This window comes from Butyrivibrio sp. AE2032, assembly GCF_000702965.1.
This window is the reverse complement of sequence record NZ_JNLF01000003.1, coordinates 864,278-876,726: the sequence shown is the minus strand read 5'-3', so window position 1 is coordinate 876,726 and position 12,449 is coordinate 864,278. Positions and strand designations below refer to the sequence as shown.

Below are 12,449 nucleotides of genomic sequence, written 5' to 3'. Positions count from 1 at the left end.
TTGGGGATGCAGGGGAAATATCCGGTAATTACGCTGTGTGGGAGCACACGTTTTAAAGATCAGTTTATGGAAGCCCAGAAGAAGCTGACGTTGGAAGGCAATATAGTAATCAGTGTTGGATTGTTTGGCCATTCAGGGGATTCCGAAGTCTGGGAAAATATGGATGAAGGTACTCTTACCAAGACCAAGGAAATGCTGGACGATATCCATAAGCGCAAGATTGATATGTCTGACGAGATCTTTGTTATCAATGTCGGAGGCTATATCGGTGACAGTACCAGGAGTGAGATTGAGTATGCTTTGGCGCATGGTAAGAAAGTAAGGTATCTGGAGGAACAAAAGTAATGTGGGAAATAGATTATGACAAAGCAGCGTCAGTGTGGGTAGAAAAGGATAAGAATTCTGTTCACATGGAGGAAGATGCTCTCAAGGATAAGGTTGATGAGTTTATTCTGGCACATAACACATGTGCACTGGCTGTTGCATCAGGAGATTTTGTTAGATGTACTCCTATAGAATATAACTACGTTGATGGTTGCTTCTATCTCTTTTCCGAAGGAGGATTGAAGTTCAAGGCTCTTAAGGATAATAAGCATGTAGCATTTGCCATTTATGAGCCCTATGGCGGATTCCATCAGCTTAAGAGCTTGCAGGTGATGGGACTCGCCAATATGGTAGAGCCCTTTACGGATGAATACCTGAAGATCATGGAGCACAAGAAGATTCCTGTAGAAGCAATGAAAAAGCTTCCGATGCCTATGAATCTTATAAAGATTATGCCGGAGAGTTATGACCTTTTGGATTCAGATCTTAAGAAGGACGGATTTGGCAACAGGCAGCATTTGGATGTGTAAGGGAAAGAGATGAGCAGAGTTTTACGACCACATCATGGGATGTGTTTTCAGTTTTATGAAGGAAAAGGCTACAGCGAAGAATTTACTGACCACATGGGCAGGATAATCAGGGAGATGGAGGCAGATCCAGCGCAGAAGATTCAGCTGAAGGTTGAGACAGATATTGTCTGTGAGAACTGCCCCAACAATGAGGCAGGAGATTGCACTACCGCTGATAAGGTTAAAAAATATGATGAAGAAGTCCTGAAGGCTTGCGGTTTAGTAGAGGGTATTGAGATTTCTTTTGCCGAGTTTACCGAACTGATGCGGGAGAAAATCATTGATGCCGGTATCAGAAGCGACATTTGCGGAGACTGCAGTTGGGACTACATCTGCAGGGAAAAGGAACGGATTCTAAGAGCTGTAAGGCGCATCTTTAAAATGGAATCTATTCTTGATGAAGCTTTGAGAAGAATGGATGACGCTGAGGAAGCCCCACAAGAGTTCTTGGACTATCAGACAGAGATCAAGAAACTTGACGAATATTATTCCAGCCAGGATTGGAAAAATGATTATGTCATGGATGAAGATGGGCTTTTGCCAAAAGATCTGAAGCGCGGAGTGCTCTCTGAGGATGGAATTTATGATGCTCTTGAGCGGAACAAGGAATTGATGGAAAGGATAAGGGGGACAAGAATGGTTAAGCATGTGATTTTGTGGACACTTAAGGATGAGCTTTCTGCCGAAGAGAAGGTAACTATCAAGCAGGGAATCAAGGAAGGACTTGAAGGATTGAAAGACAAGGTCCCTGGAATCGTTGATATCAAGGTTAACATCAATGGCCTTGAGTCTTCCAATGCAGACCTGATGCTGGATTCTACTTTTGAGAGTGTAGAGGCACTTAAGGGATATTCAGTACATCCTGAGCACGTAGCAGTAGCTGATTCTAAGGTAAGACCTTATACCAAGATCAGAAGTTGCCTGGATTTTGAGGTTTAAAATGAGATATATTGACTCATTTAAGTTTCCAGGAGTGGAAAATGAAGAGCAGTAAACTATATAAGAAGAACGTGCTATACCTCGTTCTATCCGTTTGGGGTGTTCGCAGAGAATGAGCTTCGGGAGCTGTCTTTTTCTGAAATAACGATTTTGTATGGAAACAATGGCTCAGGAAAGAGCACAGCCCTGAACGTTATGGCAGAGAAACTGAAAGCCGAAAGAGATACATTGTTCAACAGAAGTAGTTTCCTTGGTGATTATATCGGTATGTGTGATTTTGAGATGACACATGAAGGCAGACCTGAAGAAATCAGGATGATTACAAGTGATGATGTATTTGATTTTATGCTCAACTTAAGAGCACTGAACGATGGCGTTGACCGGAAGAGAGAGCAGGCTTTTGATGAATGGATTGAGAATAAGCATTCAAAGTTTCAGATGAAGTCACTTGATGATTATGATCAGCTCAAGAAAGTTGTGGATGCCAGATCCAAGACACAGTCAAAGTATGTCAGAGATACGATTGGAAATAACATTATAGAGCACAGCAATGGAGAAAGTGCTCTGCAATATTTCTCTGAAAAGATTAAAGATAATGGACTTTATCTGTTGGATGAGCCTGAAAACTCACTCTCGCCTCAGAGGCAGTTGGAATTGCTTGAGTTTATCCAGAATTCAGCAAGGTTCTTTGGATGTCAGTTTATAATAGCAACACATTCACCATTTTTGTTGGCGTTAAAAGGTGCACTGATTTATGACCTTGATGAAAGGCTGGTAGATATCAAGAAGTGGACGGAGCTTGAGGGAGTAAGGACTTACTTTGAGTTTTTTGAAAAGCATAAAAACGAGTTTTGATGAGGATTTGAACATGAATGAAATGGAAATGAAAGCCCGACTTATTGTTGATGATATAAAGAACGAAGAGGGTACAAGCCCTGTTGCCATTTTTAAGAGAATGGCAAAGAAGGAGTATGTGAGTATCCACGGACCGGAACACCACATACTTGATGGAGCATGTCTTTTGGTGACATTCAAGAATGCCAGTGGCGACATAGATCTTGATGAAGCCCTTGGTCAGCACTTGATAGAGTATTCTTAGAAATTATTGGTGGCTAATATGGAAATCTTTGATATAACTGACGATAACGGAATTCCAACAGGGAAAACTATTAGCAGAAATGAAGCCCATGAAAAGGGAATTCCTCATAGAACTGCGCATATATGGATAGTCAGGAAAAAGAACGATAGTTATCAGGTCCTTTTGCAGAAGAGAAGTGCAGAAAAAGAGTCTTTTCCCGGAATGTATGATACTTCATCAGCGGGCCACATCCAGGCAGGAGATGATCCGCTTGAATCCGCCCAGAGAGAGCTGCATGAAGAGCTTGGAATAAAAGCTAATGAAGGTGATCTTTCTTTTGCCGGGAAGTTCCACATTAAATACGAGATGGAATTCCACGGGAAGATGTTCAGAGACAATGAAGTCGCTTTTGTATATGTCTATGAAAAGCCGGTAGATATCGGCAATCTTGTACTTCAGAAAGAAGAGGTTGATGAGGTCAGGTGGTTCGACATAGAGGAAGTACATGAGGGGTGCCTTCATAGAGATGGAACGTTCTGCGTGCCGATCGAGGGCCTTGAGACACTCATGAAATATCTGGATCTACAAAGGATGGGAAGATGAAGATCATTGAACTTATACCTGGCTATGATCTGGCATTAGCGGATTTGATCAGATTCAACTTAAAGAAGCATCACCTTGCCTATGCTGATTATATTCAGGGGAACAGGACATTTTTAGAAGTGTCAGAAGACTATAGAAGGGTATGAGCTTTTTTTAATCAGTTTGATAATAGCTTGGACATAAAGTGGCGTAAACAATAGTGTTTTCGCTACTTTTTCTTTTTTGGAAATAAGCCTTTTTTAATCATATTAGCACTCTCGATTGACGAGTGCTAATTCTGGTGTTATACCTAAGGTAGAACAAAGGAACAGAGAAGACCGTTAGGACTTAACGTTCCAATGATCTGAACCCTCCGTCCCAATGCTCATATACAAATAAATTGTTTATGTGCAAAGGAGGTAAGCATTATGTTAGCACCTAGTATTTTTGAAGAAAAAATTATGGATGACCTGTTCGGATTCCCGGAATTTAAGGAATTCGACAACATGGAGAAAAAGCTCTACGGAAGAAGATCCGGCAGGATGATGAAGACCGATGTCAGGGAAAAAGATGACAACTACGAAGTAGTGATCGATCTGCCTGGCTTCAAGAAAGAAGAGATCACTGTAGAACTCAATGATGGCTATCTTACCATCAACGCTGCTAAAGGCCTTGATAAGGATGAGAACGACAAGAAGGGTAAACTCATCAGACAGGAAAGGTACGCAGGATCAATGACAAGGAGCTTCTACATTGGTGAGAATGTTCAGAAAGAGGACGTTGAAGCTACCTACAGACACGGAGTTTTAAAACTATCCATTCCTAAAAAGGCAATGGAAAAAGTCCCTGAAAAGAACCTCATAGCCATTGAAGGCTAACGACATAATAATCACGTATCTCCCTCCGCTGTTCATCATCACGAATGGCGGAGGGCTTTTCATTTCCCTGGGTGGCGAAATATGGGCGTTTATTTCACGTAAAATAGTATTTTTGTTGAAGACGCCTTATCTTATAATCATTTCATCAGATAGATAAACATACATTTTTAGTAACAAAGAAAAATCCAGGAGGTGGAGCTATGATGACTATTTTTTTCTTTATTCTTTTCTTCATGATCTTCGGTAAACTCGTTGGCTTCGCATTCCGAGCTACATGGGGCATCATGAAAGTAATGCTTTACATTGTATTCCTTCCTGTTATTCTGGTGGGAATGGTAATGGGTGGACTTATCTATATCGCACTTCCAATCCTGTTAGTTGTTGGATTGTTAAGCCTTTTAAAGACCGCATGATCAGAGTAATTAAATAAGGGACTAAGGCCAGAGGCTGCAGTCTAGATGACCGGTCTCTAGCTTTATCATGTAATAACATTTTTTGTTGGAGAAGAGAACATGAAAGGTATAATTCTTTATAAATATCGTGCGAGAAAACCCCTTCCGATGAAATCGGTTGTGGGATGAATCGCACTAGTTTTTCTTTTTGTATTTCCCCGTCTTAATGTATTTGCGTTTGTGTTCTTCTGTGCGTTGATCTTCAATGTATTTCTTAACAGTATCAAGCGAAACATTTCCGGTAGTGGCACAAAAGTAACTTGCGCTCCAGAAGGGGGAATCTCCCCAAAGGTATTTCTCTACGTGTGATCTATATGTATTCCTTACTTCCTTGGATAATTGTGATTTTAATGAGTTGATGAGCTTCACAGGAGCAACATCAGGTGGCATTGAGATGAGCAGATGCATGTGATCGACATCTGTCTCTGCAGAAATGAGCTCGCTGTTCATGCGCCCGCAGAGGTAAGCAGCGTAATTCTTCATGAAATCACCAATCTCATCTGTGATCACTTTCTTTCTGTATTTTGTCACAAAGATCACATGGTATGTGAGTTTGTATACGGAATGTGAGCCCCTTCTGTAGTCATCAAGGTTTTCTGATCTTGTTACTGATTTTGCTGCTGATTTCTGCATATATTTTTCTCCATCCAAAAAGAACAAACGTTTGTACGACTCCGAAATATGTGCTATAATACTAACTATAGAATACTAATAAGGAATTTACAACCGTGTACAGAACAAGGCAATACAGGATAAGCAAAAACCGCATACTCTACGACTATTGCAGGGATATTTGCAGGTCATCAGCCATCCTGTACAACAGGGCAAATTTCATCTTAAGGCAGTATTCGTCATCGGTCGATTCAATGGCCATGTTCAAGCCTCTTTTTCCAAATCAGATGGTGGTTTACAGGCTCGTAAGGGATAATCTCTTTGGGACCAAATATCTTGGTGACAGCAAGTGGCTCTCATATAATGCCCTTGATCATCTGCTAAAGGTAACAAGGGATAAGGCATACTATGCCCTTCCGGCCCAGGCTAATCAGCAGATATTGAAACTTCTTCTCAGAGACTATAAGTCTTTCTTTGAAGCTGTAAAAGTATATGGCAGGAATCCTGGGGCATTTACGGGTCGTCCCAGGATGCCGGGGTATATGCCTTCCGGTTCATTCAAGACAGCTGTCCTGACTAATCAGATATGCAGGCTCAAAGATGGCTGCCTTAAGTTTCCCGGAACCAGGGATACTCTGTCTCTTGGTCAGCTCCCGGAAGAAGTATGCCTTAAGGAAGTCCGTATAAAGCCCGGTGGAAACAGCTTTGTTCTGGATGTAGTTCTTTCAGTGCCTGACAAAGGGATAATCCCCATGGCTGATAAGGATATCCTCGCTGACCTTTCGGCTGTAGAGGATCTGAAAAATCTGAGAGTGATGGCTATAGATCCTGGAACAGACAATATCGCCGCTGTTGTAAACACTTTTGGTGCAAGGCCATTTGTGATAAAGGGAGGTGTGATCAAGTCAATCAACCAGCTTTACAACAAAGAGATGAAAAGACTCTCTTCCTGTGCCATGACATGTAACAACAGGTACAGGACAAGGAAGATGAAGGCTCTTACTGAAAAGAGGAACAGAAGGATAAAAGATCAGTTCCATAAGGTGAGCAGACATCTGGTAGACTATGCAAGGGATAACCATGTAGACATAGTGGTGATGGGCCATAACACATACCAGAAACGGGAAATAGGTATAGGACATGTCAATAACCAGAACTTTGTGCAGATACCAATGTTGATATTTGCAGACATGCTCAGATACAAACTTGCTGAATATGGTATAAGGTTTGTCCTTACAGAAGAAAGCTACACATCAAAGGCAGATTTTTTAGCAAAAGATGGTATTCCCGTGTATAAAAAGAACAGCTCAGAAAACTACTTTTTTTCAGGAAAGCGGATAAAGAGAGGCCTGTACAAGCACTACGATGGTACAATAACAAATGCAGACATAAATGGAGCTGCAAACATCTTAAGAAAAGTATTCCCAAAGGTAAGCCAATGGGATAGGGGCATAGTGGACATGCCCTGTTCTGCAGGGTGCGTAGAGCATCCTGCAGGTTCATGCCGCCATGCGGCATAACAGAAACCCTTTCCGACGTGGAGTCGGTGGGGGTGGTTCATTCATAGTATCGAGCACTTTTACGGACATTTGGAGATTCAAGTGGTAAAGAGTCTGGGGCTATGTTCTGTGGAGTATAAGGAAAACGTGGGGCCAAGGAAAAAGGAAATAATAGAGTTTTGTGAGGACATATAAATGGTGATAAAAAGAATAATTGAAACTGATGATAGAGCAGGCCGGTTTATAAATGAAGCATTCACAGATTATGCGATAAAGAGCAATGTGAAGCTGAATTTTGAGGAGTACTGCTTTGCTGCAGAGAATGATGAGGGAGAAATAATTGGAGTAATAACCGGAAGAGCATATTACAACGAGGTTCATATCGGTGATCTGATAATTGATGAGAAATATCGAAGACATAGGCTCGGATCAGAGCTTGTTAAGAAAGTTGAGGAGGAGTATTCAGGAAAGGGATATGAGAAAATCACCCTAACGACCTTTGGATTCCAGGCACCTGAGTTTTATAAGAAGCTCGGATACTCGTTGGAATTTGTCAGAGATGACAAGGATCCTAAACTGAGCAAGTATTTCTATTCAAAGGCAATCTGAGTAATGGAGCATTATGAAACGGTTATTTGAAATTGATCTTAAAGATTATAAAGAAACAGATGCAGTTTTTCGCAGACCTTCAGCCAGGGCGATAATTATAAAAAATGATAAACTTGCCCTAGTCTACAGCAAGAAAGAGAAATATTACAAGTTCCCTGGAGGAGGAATCCATGATGATGAAGACAAGAAAGAAGCGCTCATCAGAGAGGTTAGGGAAGAAGTAGGACTTGTTGTAATTCCTGAATCTATCAGGGAATATGGAAGTGTATTGCGAAGACAGAAGAGCACCGTAAAGGATGGTGAAATCTTTGAACAGGAGAATTATTACTACTTCTGCGATGTTGAGGATCGAGCTGTCGAACAGGATTTGGATGCTTATGAGGATGAAGCGGGGTTCGTGCTGAAAATAGTGGATATAGATGAGGCTATTGCGACTAATGCAGCGTATTCTAGTGAAGATTATTTCAATGAAATCATGATCAAAAGAGATAGAAGAATGCTTGAAATGGTAAAGCAGGAGTTGGTATGGAAATAAGGATTGCAGACAAACAAGATATTGATCTCATGATGAGTAGCAGACTGGAAATGTTAAAAGAAGTTAATTCTCTTGATGCAGATTATCCAGGCGCATAAAGCTGGATTTATAACTTTTTATATTACGTTCTAAAGTATTAATGTGCATAATGCAAGAAAAGATGAGCGAAGTACGTACAGCAATGGGGTGCTAAGGAGGGAAAAGTGAATATACTTTTGGCTGACCAGAATAATCTGGAAGATGTAAGAAATATAAAGAGATCGAGTATAACAGGATTGAAACAGAGAATGGAGATTATCTCTGTTGTGATGTGATGATGCTGGAGAAGGCTGATGATAATTCAGGATATTGATAAAGGAAGGCCCTTTGACTGGGGCAAAACATCAGAAGATTATGCCAAGTACAGGGACATTTATCCGCAGGAGTTTTATGAGTACATTTTGCAGCTGGGTTTGTGTAAGGACGGACAGAGGATACTTGATATAGGAACCGGTACAGGGGTACTTCCGAGGAACATGTATAAGTACGGCGCGAAGTGGACGGGAACTGATATTGCCGATAATCAGATCAGGCAGGCAAAAGAACTTTCTGAGGAAGCTGGGATGAAGATCGATTTCTTTACATCCAGGGCAGAAGAAGTTTCTTTTCCTGATAATACATTTGATGTGATAACGGCATGCCAGTGCATATGGTACTTTGACCATGATATTACGGCGCCAAACTTTGCAAGAATGCTTAAATCGAAAGGCAAATTTCTGATTCTTTACATGGGGTGGCTTCCATATGAAGATCCGATAGCAGGTAAAAGTGAAGAGATCATTTTAAAGCATAATCCAAACTGGACAGCTTATGGTGATACAGTTCATCCTGTCTGGGTGCCGGAGCAGTACTTGAGGCATTTTGATTTATTATCGCAAGAGCAATTCAGAGTTGATATTCCGTTCACAAAAGAGGGATGGCATGGAAGAATGCGGGCCTGCAGAGGCGTAGGGGCATCAATGTCACCAAAGCAGCTGGATGCATGGAATAAAGATCACATGGAGATGCTACAAAAAGAGGTTTCTGAAAACTTTATGGTAAAACACTACATATCAATTGCTGAACTGCAAGTGAAGGAATAAGGAATATTGAAGAAACTATGAAGTTGATGCAGGATCCTCCGGAAGGTCATTCGGGACGTATGGCACTTCAAACCGAGAACGGCTTCGGATATTGTCTGGTTGAGGAAGGACAGATGATGGCTTGTGCATTTGCTTCAGGTGTTTCAAAAGAGTATGTGGATATCGGCGTAGAGACAGCAGAGGAATGTCGCGGAAAAGGGTACGGACGGATTGTTGCCGCTGAAATGGTAAAAGAAATTTTATCAAGAGGAAAGACTCCGATATGGGGGTGCGACATAAGAAATGAAGCTTCCATGAGGCTAGCCTGCTCAGTTGGGTTTGAAATCGTCGGGATACATCCGTGGTATAAGAGTGAAAAGTGAAGAATAGCGTGTTAAAGTTTGTGCAAATATCGTGCTATGGAGGACTTTGTTTATGAACAGTATAGAAATGTACAAGAAGTATTTTACAAAGGAATATTTGATGGGACCGAATTCCTTTAGGCTGCTTGATGAATTGATTCGCAAAAGACCTGAAGGCGCTTGCTTTAACAGGACACTGGATTTGGGGTGCGGTTATGCCTTAACATCGATGTTTGTAGCAAATGAAACGGATGCAGAGCATGTATACGCATTTGATCTTTGGGTACCCGCAACAGAAAACTACCGAAGGATTCAGGATAATGGTCTGGAAGACAAGATTATTCCAATCCATGGTGATGCCATGGACATGCCTTTCGCTGAAGAGTATTTCGATGCCATAGTCAGTGTAGATGCATATCATTACTTTGGATGTAAAGAAGGCATCTTTTCTGAGAAGGTACTACCATATGTAAAAAAAGGCGGTACAGTTATGATCGCGGTTCCGGGGTTAAAGGAACAGCCGCAAGGTGAGCTTAAAGTAATATTTGAGACATGGGCGGAAGGCGATGATTCGGAACTTTTCAAGACAGCATCTTGGTGGGAAAAACTGTTGAAGGATGAGTGCCAAGACCGATGCGATATCGAAGTTAAGGAGGCTGATTGCTACGATATCGCTTGGCGGGAATGGTTTGAATCAGGACATGAATATGGCATACGCGATAAGGAGTTTTTGGATAAGGGTCTGTATGATATTCTGAATTTCCTTCTAATTTATGTTCGAAAAGAATGAGCGGGCCATAGATTTTTATCACAAATATGGTTTTGAATTTGACGGATGCAAGAAGGAATGGACTCTTGGCACTCATGTCTCAATAGTCAGAATGGTAATGAAAAGAGCATAATCTCGGAATATAAGTTAAAGTTGGCGCACATCATTAGATTAACGAGGAGGACAGAGAAATGAGCAGTGACATGATAATCAGTGAAGCAATAGAGCATGTTAATAAGCTGTTTGCAGGGAATTCCGATGGGCATGGAGCAGATCATACCATGAGGGTATATCACAACGCTCAGATACTTATGGAAGCATACCCTGAGGCAGATGGTTTTGCAATTTCATTAGCTGCATTATTACATGACGCTGATGATTATAAGCTTTTCAGCACAGAAAACAATGCAAATGCCAGATCATTTATGGAACAAAAAGGCCTTCCGTCAGAAATGGTAGAACAGATCTGCAAAATTATTAATTCCGTGTCATTCAGCCATAACAGAGGCAGAAGGCCCGAAACACTGGAGGGAAGGATTGTCCAGGATGCAGACAGACTTGATGCCATTGGAGCGATAGGGATTGCCAGAACATTTGCATATGGCGGGAAGGCTGGAAGGGGCTTGTCAGACTCCATAAAGCATTTTTACGATAAACTTCTTTTGTTAAAAGAAGAAATGAATACTGATGCAGCTAAGGAGATGGCCCAAAAGAGGCATGAGTATATGAAAGATTTTCTTGAAGAATACTATTTGGAAACTGGGTATAGGTACGAAGGATGATGGATTACAGAATAATAGATGGCGCAGAGAATATGAAAATGGAAGATATCCAAAGACTCCTTAAGATGACCTACTGGGCAGATAAGCGTTCACCTGAGACGGTTGAGAAGTCTGTGAAAAATGCTTCCTGTTACGGAATATATATTGATGCAGAAGAAAAGCTTGTGGGATTTGCAAGGATAATCAGTGACTATGCTACCACTTTCTATCTTGCAGATGTAATTATCGATCCTGAATATCAGCATCAGGGACTTGGAACTGCATTGGTTTCATATGCTGTATCCAGACCTGTATATCAGGGACTAAGAGGAATTCTTCTCACCAAGAATGCACATGGCTTGTATAGAAAATTTGGTTTTGAGTTAAACACAGAGCGTGCAATGATTAAGTAGAGGGTAAAAACGATGCTTATAGGAATCCTTTCAGATACACATGGACTATTAAGGCAGGAAGTGATTGATGCTTTTAAAGGTGTTGATCATATCATTCATGCCGGAGGGTGAAACTTTAACTTACAGTAAAACGATCCATGAACAATGAGGTTTTAAGTAATGAATAATGGTGAGATAAAGGAGATCGCGCTGAAGCAGTCTGCTGAGGATATAGGCTGCCAGGCGCATGATTTCCTTTCAGATAAGAATGTTATTGTGCCATTTTGTTTAGGCAAGAATGCGCGAAAGTATTATAAGGAACCAATCATATGTAATTTTGTTTCCTATGGAAGTAATATCGTTGTGGCTACAACAAAAGATGTATCGGATCTGGTAACGGAGTATATAGGCAAGTTTGAGTTTTATCATTGCTTTGAAACGCCAAATATGCACTGGTTCAATGATAGACTGTTAGAGCGGGGGCATAAGGTATGTTTCATGGCTGAATATTATCTTCCTGATGTAAACAAAATTCCTGATGCGGAGTGCTTATATGAAACGCACATACTGGTTCAAGAGGATTTCAAGAATTTGTATCTGCCTGAATGGAGTAATGCACTATGTAAGGATCGCAGCCATCTGGATATGCTGGGTATTGGAGCATACGATAATGGCAGATTGATTGGTTTTGCGGCCTGTTCAGCAGATTGCGATGAAATGTGGCAGATAGGCATAGACGTTCTGCCGGAATACAGGCAAAAAGGGATTGCATCAGCACTGACTAGCAAACTGGCAAAAGAGATTCTAAATCGGGGAAAGGTTCCGTTCTATTGCTCTGCATGGTCAAACATCAGATCAGCCAGAAATGCGGCTAAAAGCGGTTTTATTCCGGCATGGGTAGAAATGACTGTAAAGCCGGCGGACGTTGTTGATGGGATGAATTCATAACTTTCAGGTTAGCATACGTATTAAATATCATAAGCAATAG

General features: G+C 41.2%; 20 protein-coding genes and 1 pseudogene. 20 read left to right on the top strand and 1 reads right to left on the bottom strand.

Annotated features, from left to right (window positions below; all coding sequences use genetic code 11):
* Window positions 1–6: 6 nt before the first annotated feature.
* The 10 genes and pseudogenes from BO18_RS05780 (at window position 7) to BO18_RS05745 (ending at window position 4,783) form a co-directional block, all read left to right on the top strand.
* The gene (locus BO18_RS05780) at window positions 7–345 is read left to right on the top strand and encodes a hypothetical protein (protein WP_026663293.1); all 339 of its coding nucleotides are present in this window, start codon (window positions 7–9) and stop codon (window positions 343–345) included.
* Window positions 345–854: a pyridoxamine 5'-phosphate oxidase family protein gene (locus BO18_RS05775; RefSeq protein WP_051688525.1), complete on the top strand. Its 510-nt coding sequence runs from the start codon at window positions 345–347 to the stop codon at window positions 852–854. Before BO18_RS05780 ends, BO18_RS05775 begins: the two co-directional genes overlap by 1 nt.
* Before the next feature lie 9 nt (window positions 855–863).
* A pseudogene (locus BO18_RS36265) lies at window positions 864–1,502 on the top strand (DUF1284 domain-containing protein); the annotation flags it as partial.
* A gap of 27 nt (window positions 1,503–1,529) precedes the next feature.
* Window positions 1,530–1,832, top strand: a complete 303-nt coding sequence (locus tag BO18_RS36450; protein ID WP_034447074.1) for a Dabb family protein — start codon at window positions 1,530–1,532, stop codon at window positions 1,830–1,832.
* A gap of 150 nt (window positions 1,833–1,982) precedes the next feature.
* Entirely contained in the window at window positions 1,983–2,687 is a 705-nt protein-coding gene (locus BO18_RS05765) for an AAA family ATPase (RefSeq protein ID WP_334291214.1), read from the top strand.
* Between the two features lie 13 nt (window positions 2,688–2,700).
* A complete protein-coding gene (locus BO18_RS05760; protein WP_242856517.1) occupies window positions 2,701–2,931 on the top strand; it encodes a DUF5714 domain-containing protein in 231 nt (76 codons plus the stop codon).
* Between the two features lie 18 nt (window positions 2,932–2,949).
* Window positions 2,950–3,513 (top strand): NUDIX hydrolase, encoded by a 564-nt coding sequence (locus BO18_RS05755; protein WP_034444431.1) that lies wholly within the window; start codon window positions 2,950–2,952, stop codon window positions 3,511–3,513.
* The gene (locus tag BO18_RS34745; RefSeq protein WP_185752352.1) at window positions 3,510–3,659 is read left to right on the top strand and encodes a hypothetical protein; all 150 of its coding nucleotides are present in this window, start codon (window positions 3,510–3,512) and stop codon (window positions 3,657–3,659) included. The genes BO18_RS05755 and BO18_RS34745 overlap by 4 nt, the downstream gene beginning before the upstream one ends.
* Window positions 3,660–3,920: 261 nt before the next feature.
* The gene (locus BO18_RS05750) at window positions 3,921–4,370 is read left to right on the top strand and encodes an Hsp20/alpha crystallin family protein (protein ID WP_034444429.1); all 450 of its coding nucleotides are present in this window, start codon (window positions 3,921–3,923) and stop codon (window positions 4,368–4,370) included.
* 200 nt (window positions 4,371–4,570) lie between these two features.
* Entirely contained in the window at window positions 4,571–4,783 is a 213-nt protein-coding gene (locus BO18_RS05745; RefSeq protein ID WP_034444427.1) for a hypothetical protein, read from the top strand.
* 174 nt (window positions 4,784–4,957) lie between these two features.
* On the opposite strand, the gene tnpA is transcribed toward BO18_RS05745, so the two are convergent.
* Window positions 4,958–5,455, bottom strand: coding sequence for an IS200/IS605 family transposase (tnpA, locus tag BO18_RS05740; RefSeq protein WP_051688524.1), 498 nt, complete (start codon window positions 5,453–5,455; stop codon window positions 4,958–4,960).
* Window positions 5,456–5,550: 95 nt separating this feature from the next.
* Between tnpA and BO18_RS05735 the strand changes: the two genes are divergently transcribed.
* The 10 genes from BO18_RS05735 to BO18_RS05695 all read left to right on the top strand — a co-directional run bounded on the left by BO18_RS05735 (window position 5,551) and on the right by BO18_RS05695 (window position 12,409).
* Window positions 5,551–6,954, top strand: a complete 1,404-nt coding sequence (locus BO18_RS05735) for an RNA-guided endonuclease InsQ/TnpB family protein (protein ID WP_081860927.1) — start codon at window positions 5,551–5,553, stop codon at window positions 6,952–6,954.
* 174 nt (window positions 6,955–7,128) lie between these two features.
* A complete protein-coding gene (locus BO18_RS05730) occupies window positions 7,129–7,542 on the top strand; it encodes a GNAT family N-acetyltransferase (protein ID WP_051688522.1) in 414 nt (137 codons plus the stop codon).
* Window positions 7,543–7,555: 13 nt separating this feature from the next.
* The gene (locus BO18_RS05725) at window positions 7,556–8,077 is read left to right on the top strand and encodes an NUDIX domain-containing protein (protein WP_034444424.1); all 522 of its coding nucleotides are present in this window, start codon (window positions 7,556–7,558) and stop codon (window positions 8,075–8,077) included.
* Window positions 8,078–8,409: 332 nt separating this feature from the next.
* Window positions 8,410–9,198 carry a class I SAM-dependent methyltransferase gene (locus BO18_RS05720; protein ID WP_034444421.1) on the top strand — a complete coding sequence of 263 codons (789 nt, stop codon included), beginning with the start codon at window positions 8,410–8,412 and terminating at the stop codon, window positions 9,196–9,198.
* A gap of 17 nt (window positions 9,199–9,215) precedes the next feature.
* Window positions 9,216–9,560 (top strand): GNAT family N-acetyltransferase, encoded by a 345-nt coding sequence (locus BO18_RS05715; RefSeq protein WP_034444419.1) that lies wholly within the window; start codon window positions 9,216–9,218, stop codon window positions 9,558–9,560.
* 52 nt (window positions 9,561–9,612) lie between these two features.
* Window positions 9,613–10,329: an SAM-dependent methyltransferase gene (locus tag BO18_RS05710; RefSeq protein WP_026507243.1), complete on the top strand. Its 717-nt coding sequence runs from the start codon at window positions 9,613–9,615 to the stop codon at window positions 10,327–10,329.
* Between the two features lie 170 nt (window positions 10,330–10,499).
* A complete protein-coding gene (locus BO18_RS05705; RefSeq protein WP_185752351.1) occupies window positions 10,500–11,090 on the top strand; it encodes an HD domain-containing protein in 591 nt (196 codons plus the stop codon).
* The gene (locus BO18_RS05700; protein ID WP_081779984.1) at window positions 11,087–11,482 is read left to right on the top strand and encodes a GNAT family N-acetyltransferase; all 396 of its coding nucleotides are present in this window, start codon (window positions 11,087–11,089) and stop codon (window positions 11,480–11,482) included. The genes BO18_RS05705 and BO18_RS05700 overlap by 4 nt, the downstream gene beginning before the upstream one ends.
* 12 nt (window positions 11,483–11,494) lie before the next feature.
* Window positions 11,495–11,593, top strand: a complete 99-nt coding sequence (locus BO18_RS36445) for a metallophosphoesterase family protein (protein ID WP_185752350.1) — start codon at window positions 11,495–11,497, stop codon at window positions 11,591–11,593.
* Window positions 11,594–11,641: 48 nt separating this feature from the next.
* Window positions 11,642–12,409: a GNAT family N-acetyltransferase gene (locus BO18_RS05695; RefSeq protein ID WP_034444413.1), complete on the top strand. Its 768-nt coding sequence runs from the start codon at window positions 11,642–11,644 to the stop codon at window positions 12,407–12,409.
* Window positions 12,410–12,449: the final 40 nt, after the last annotated feature.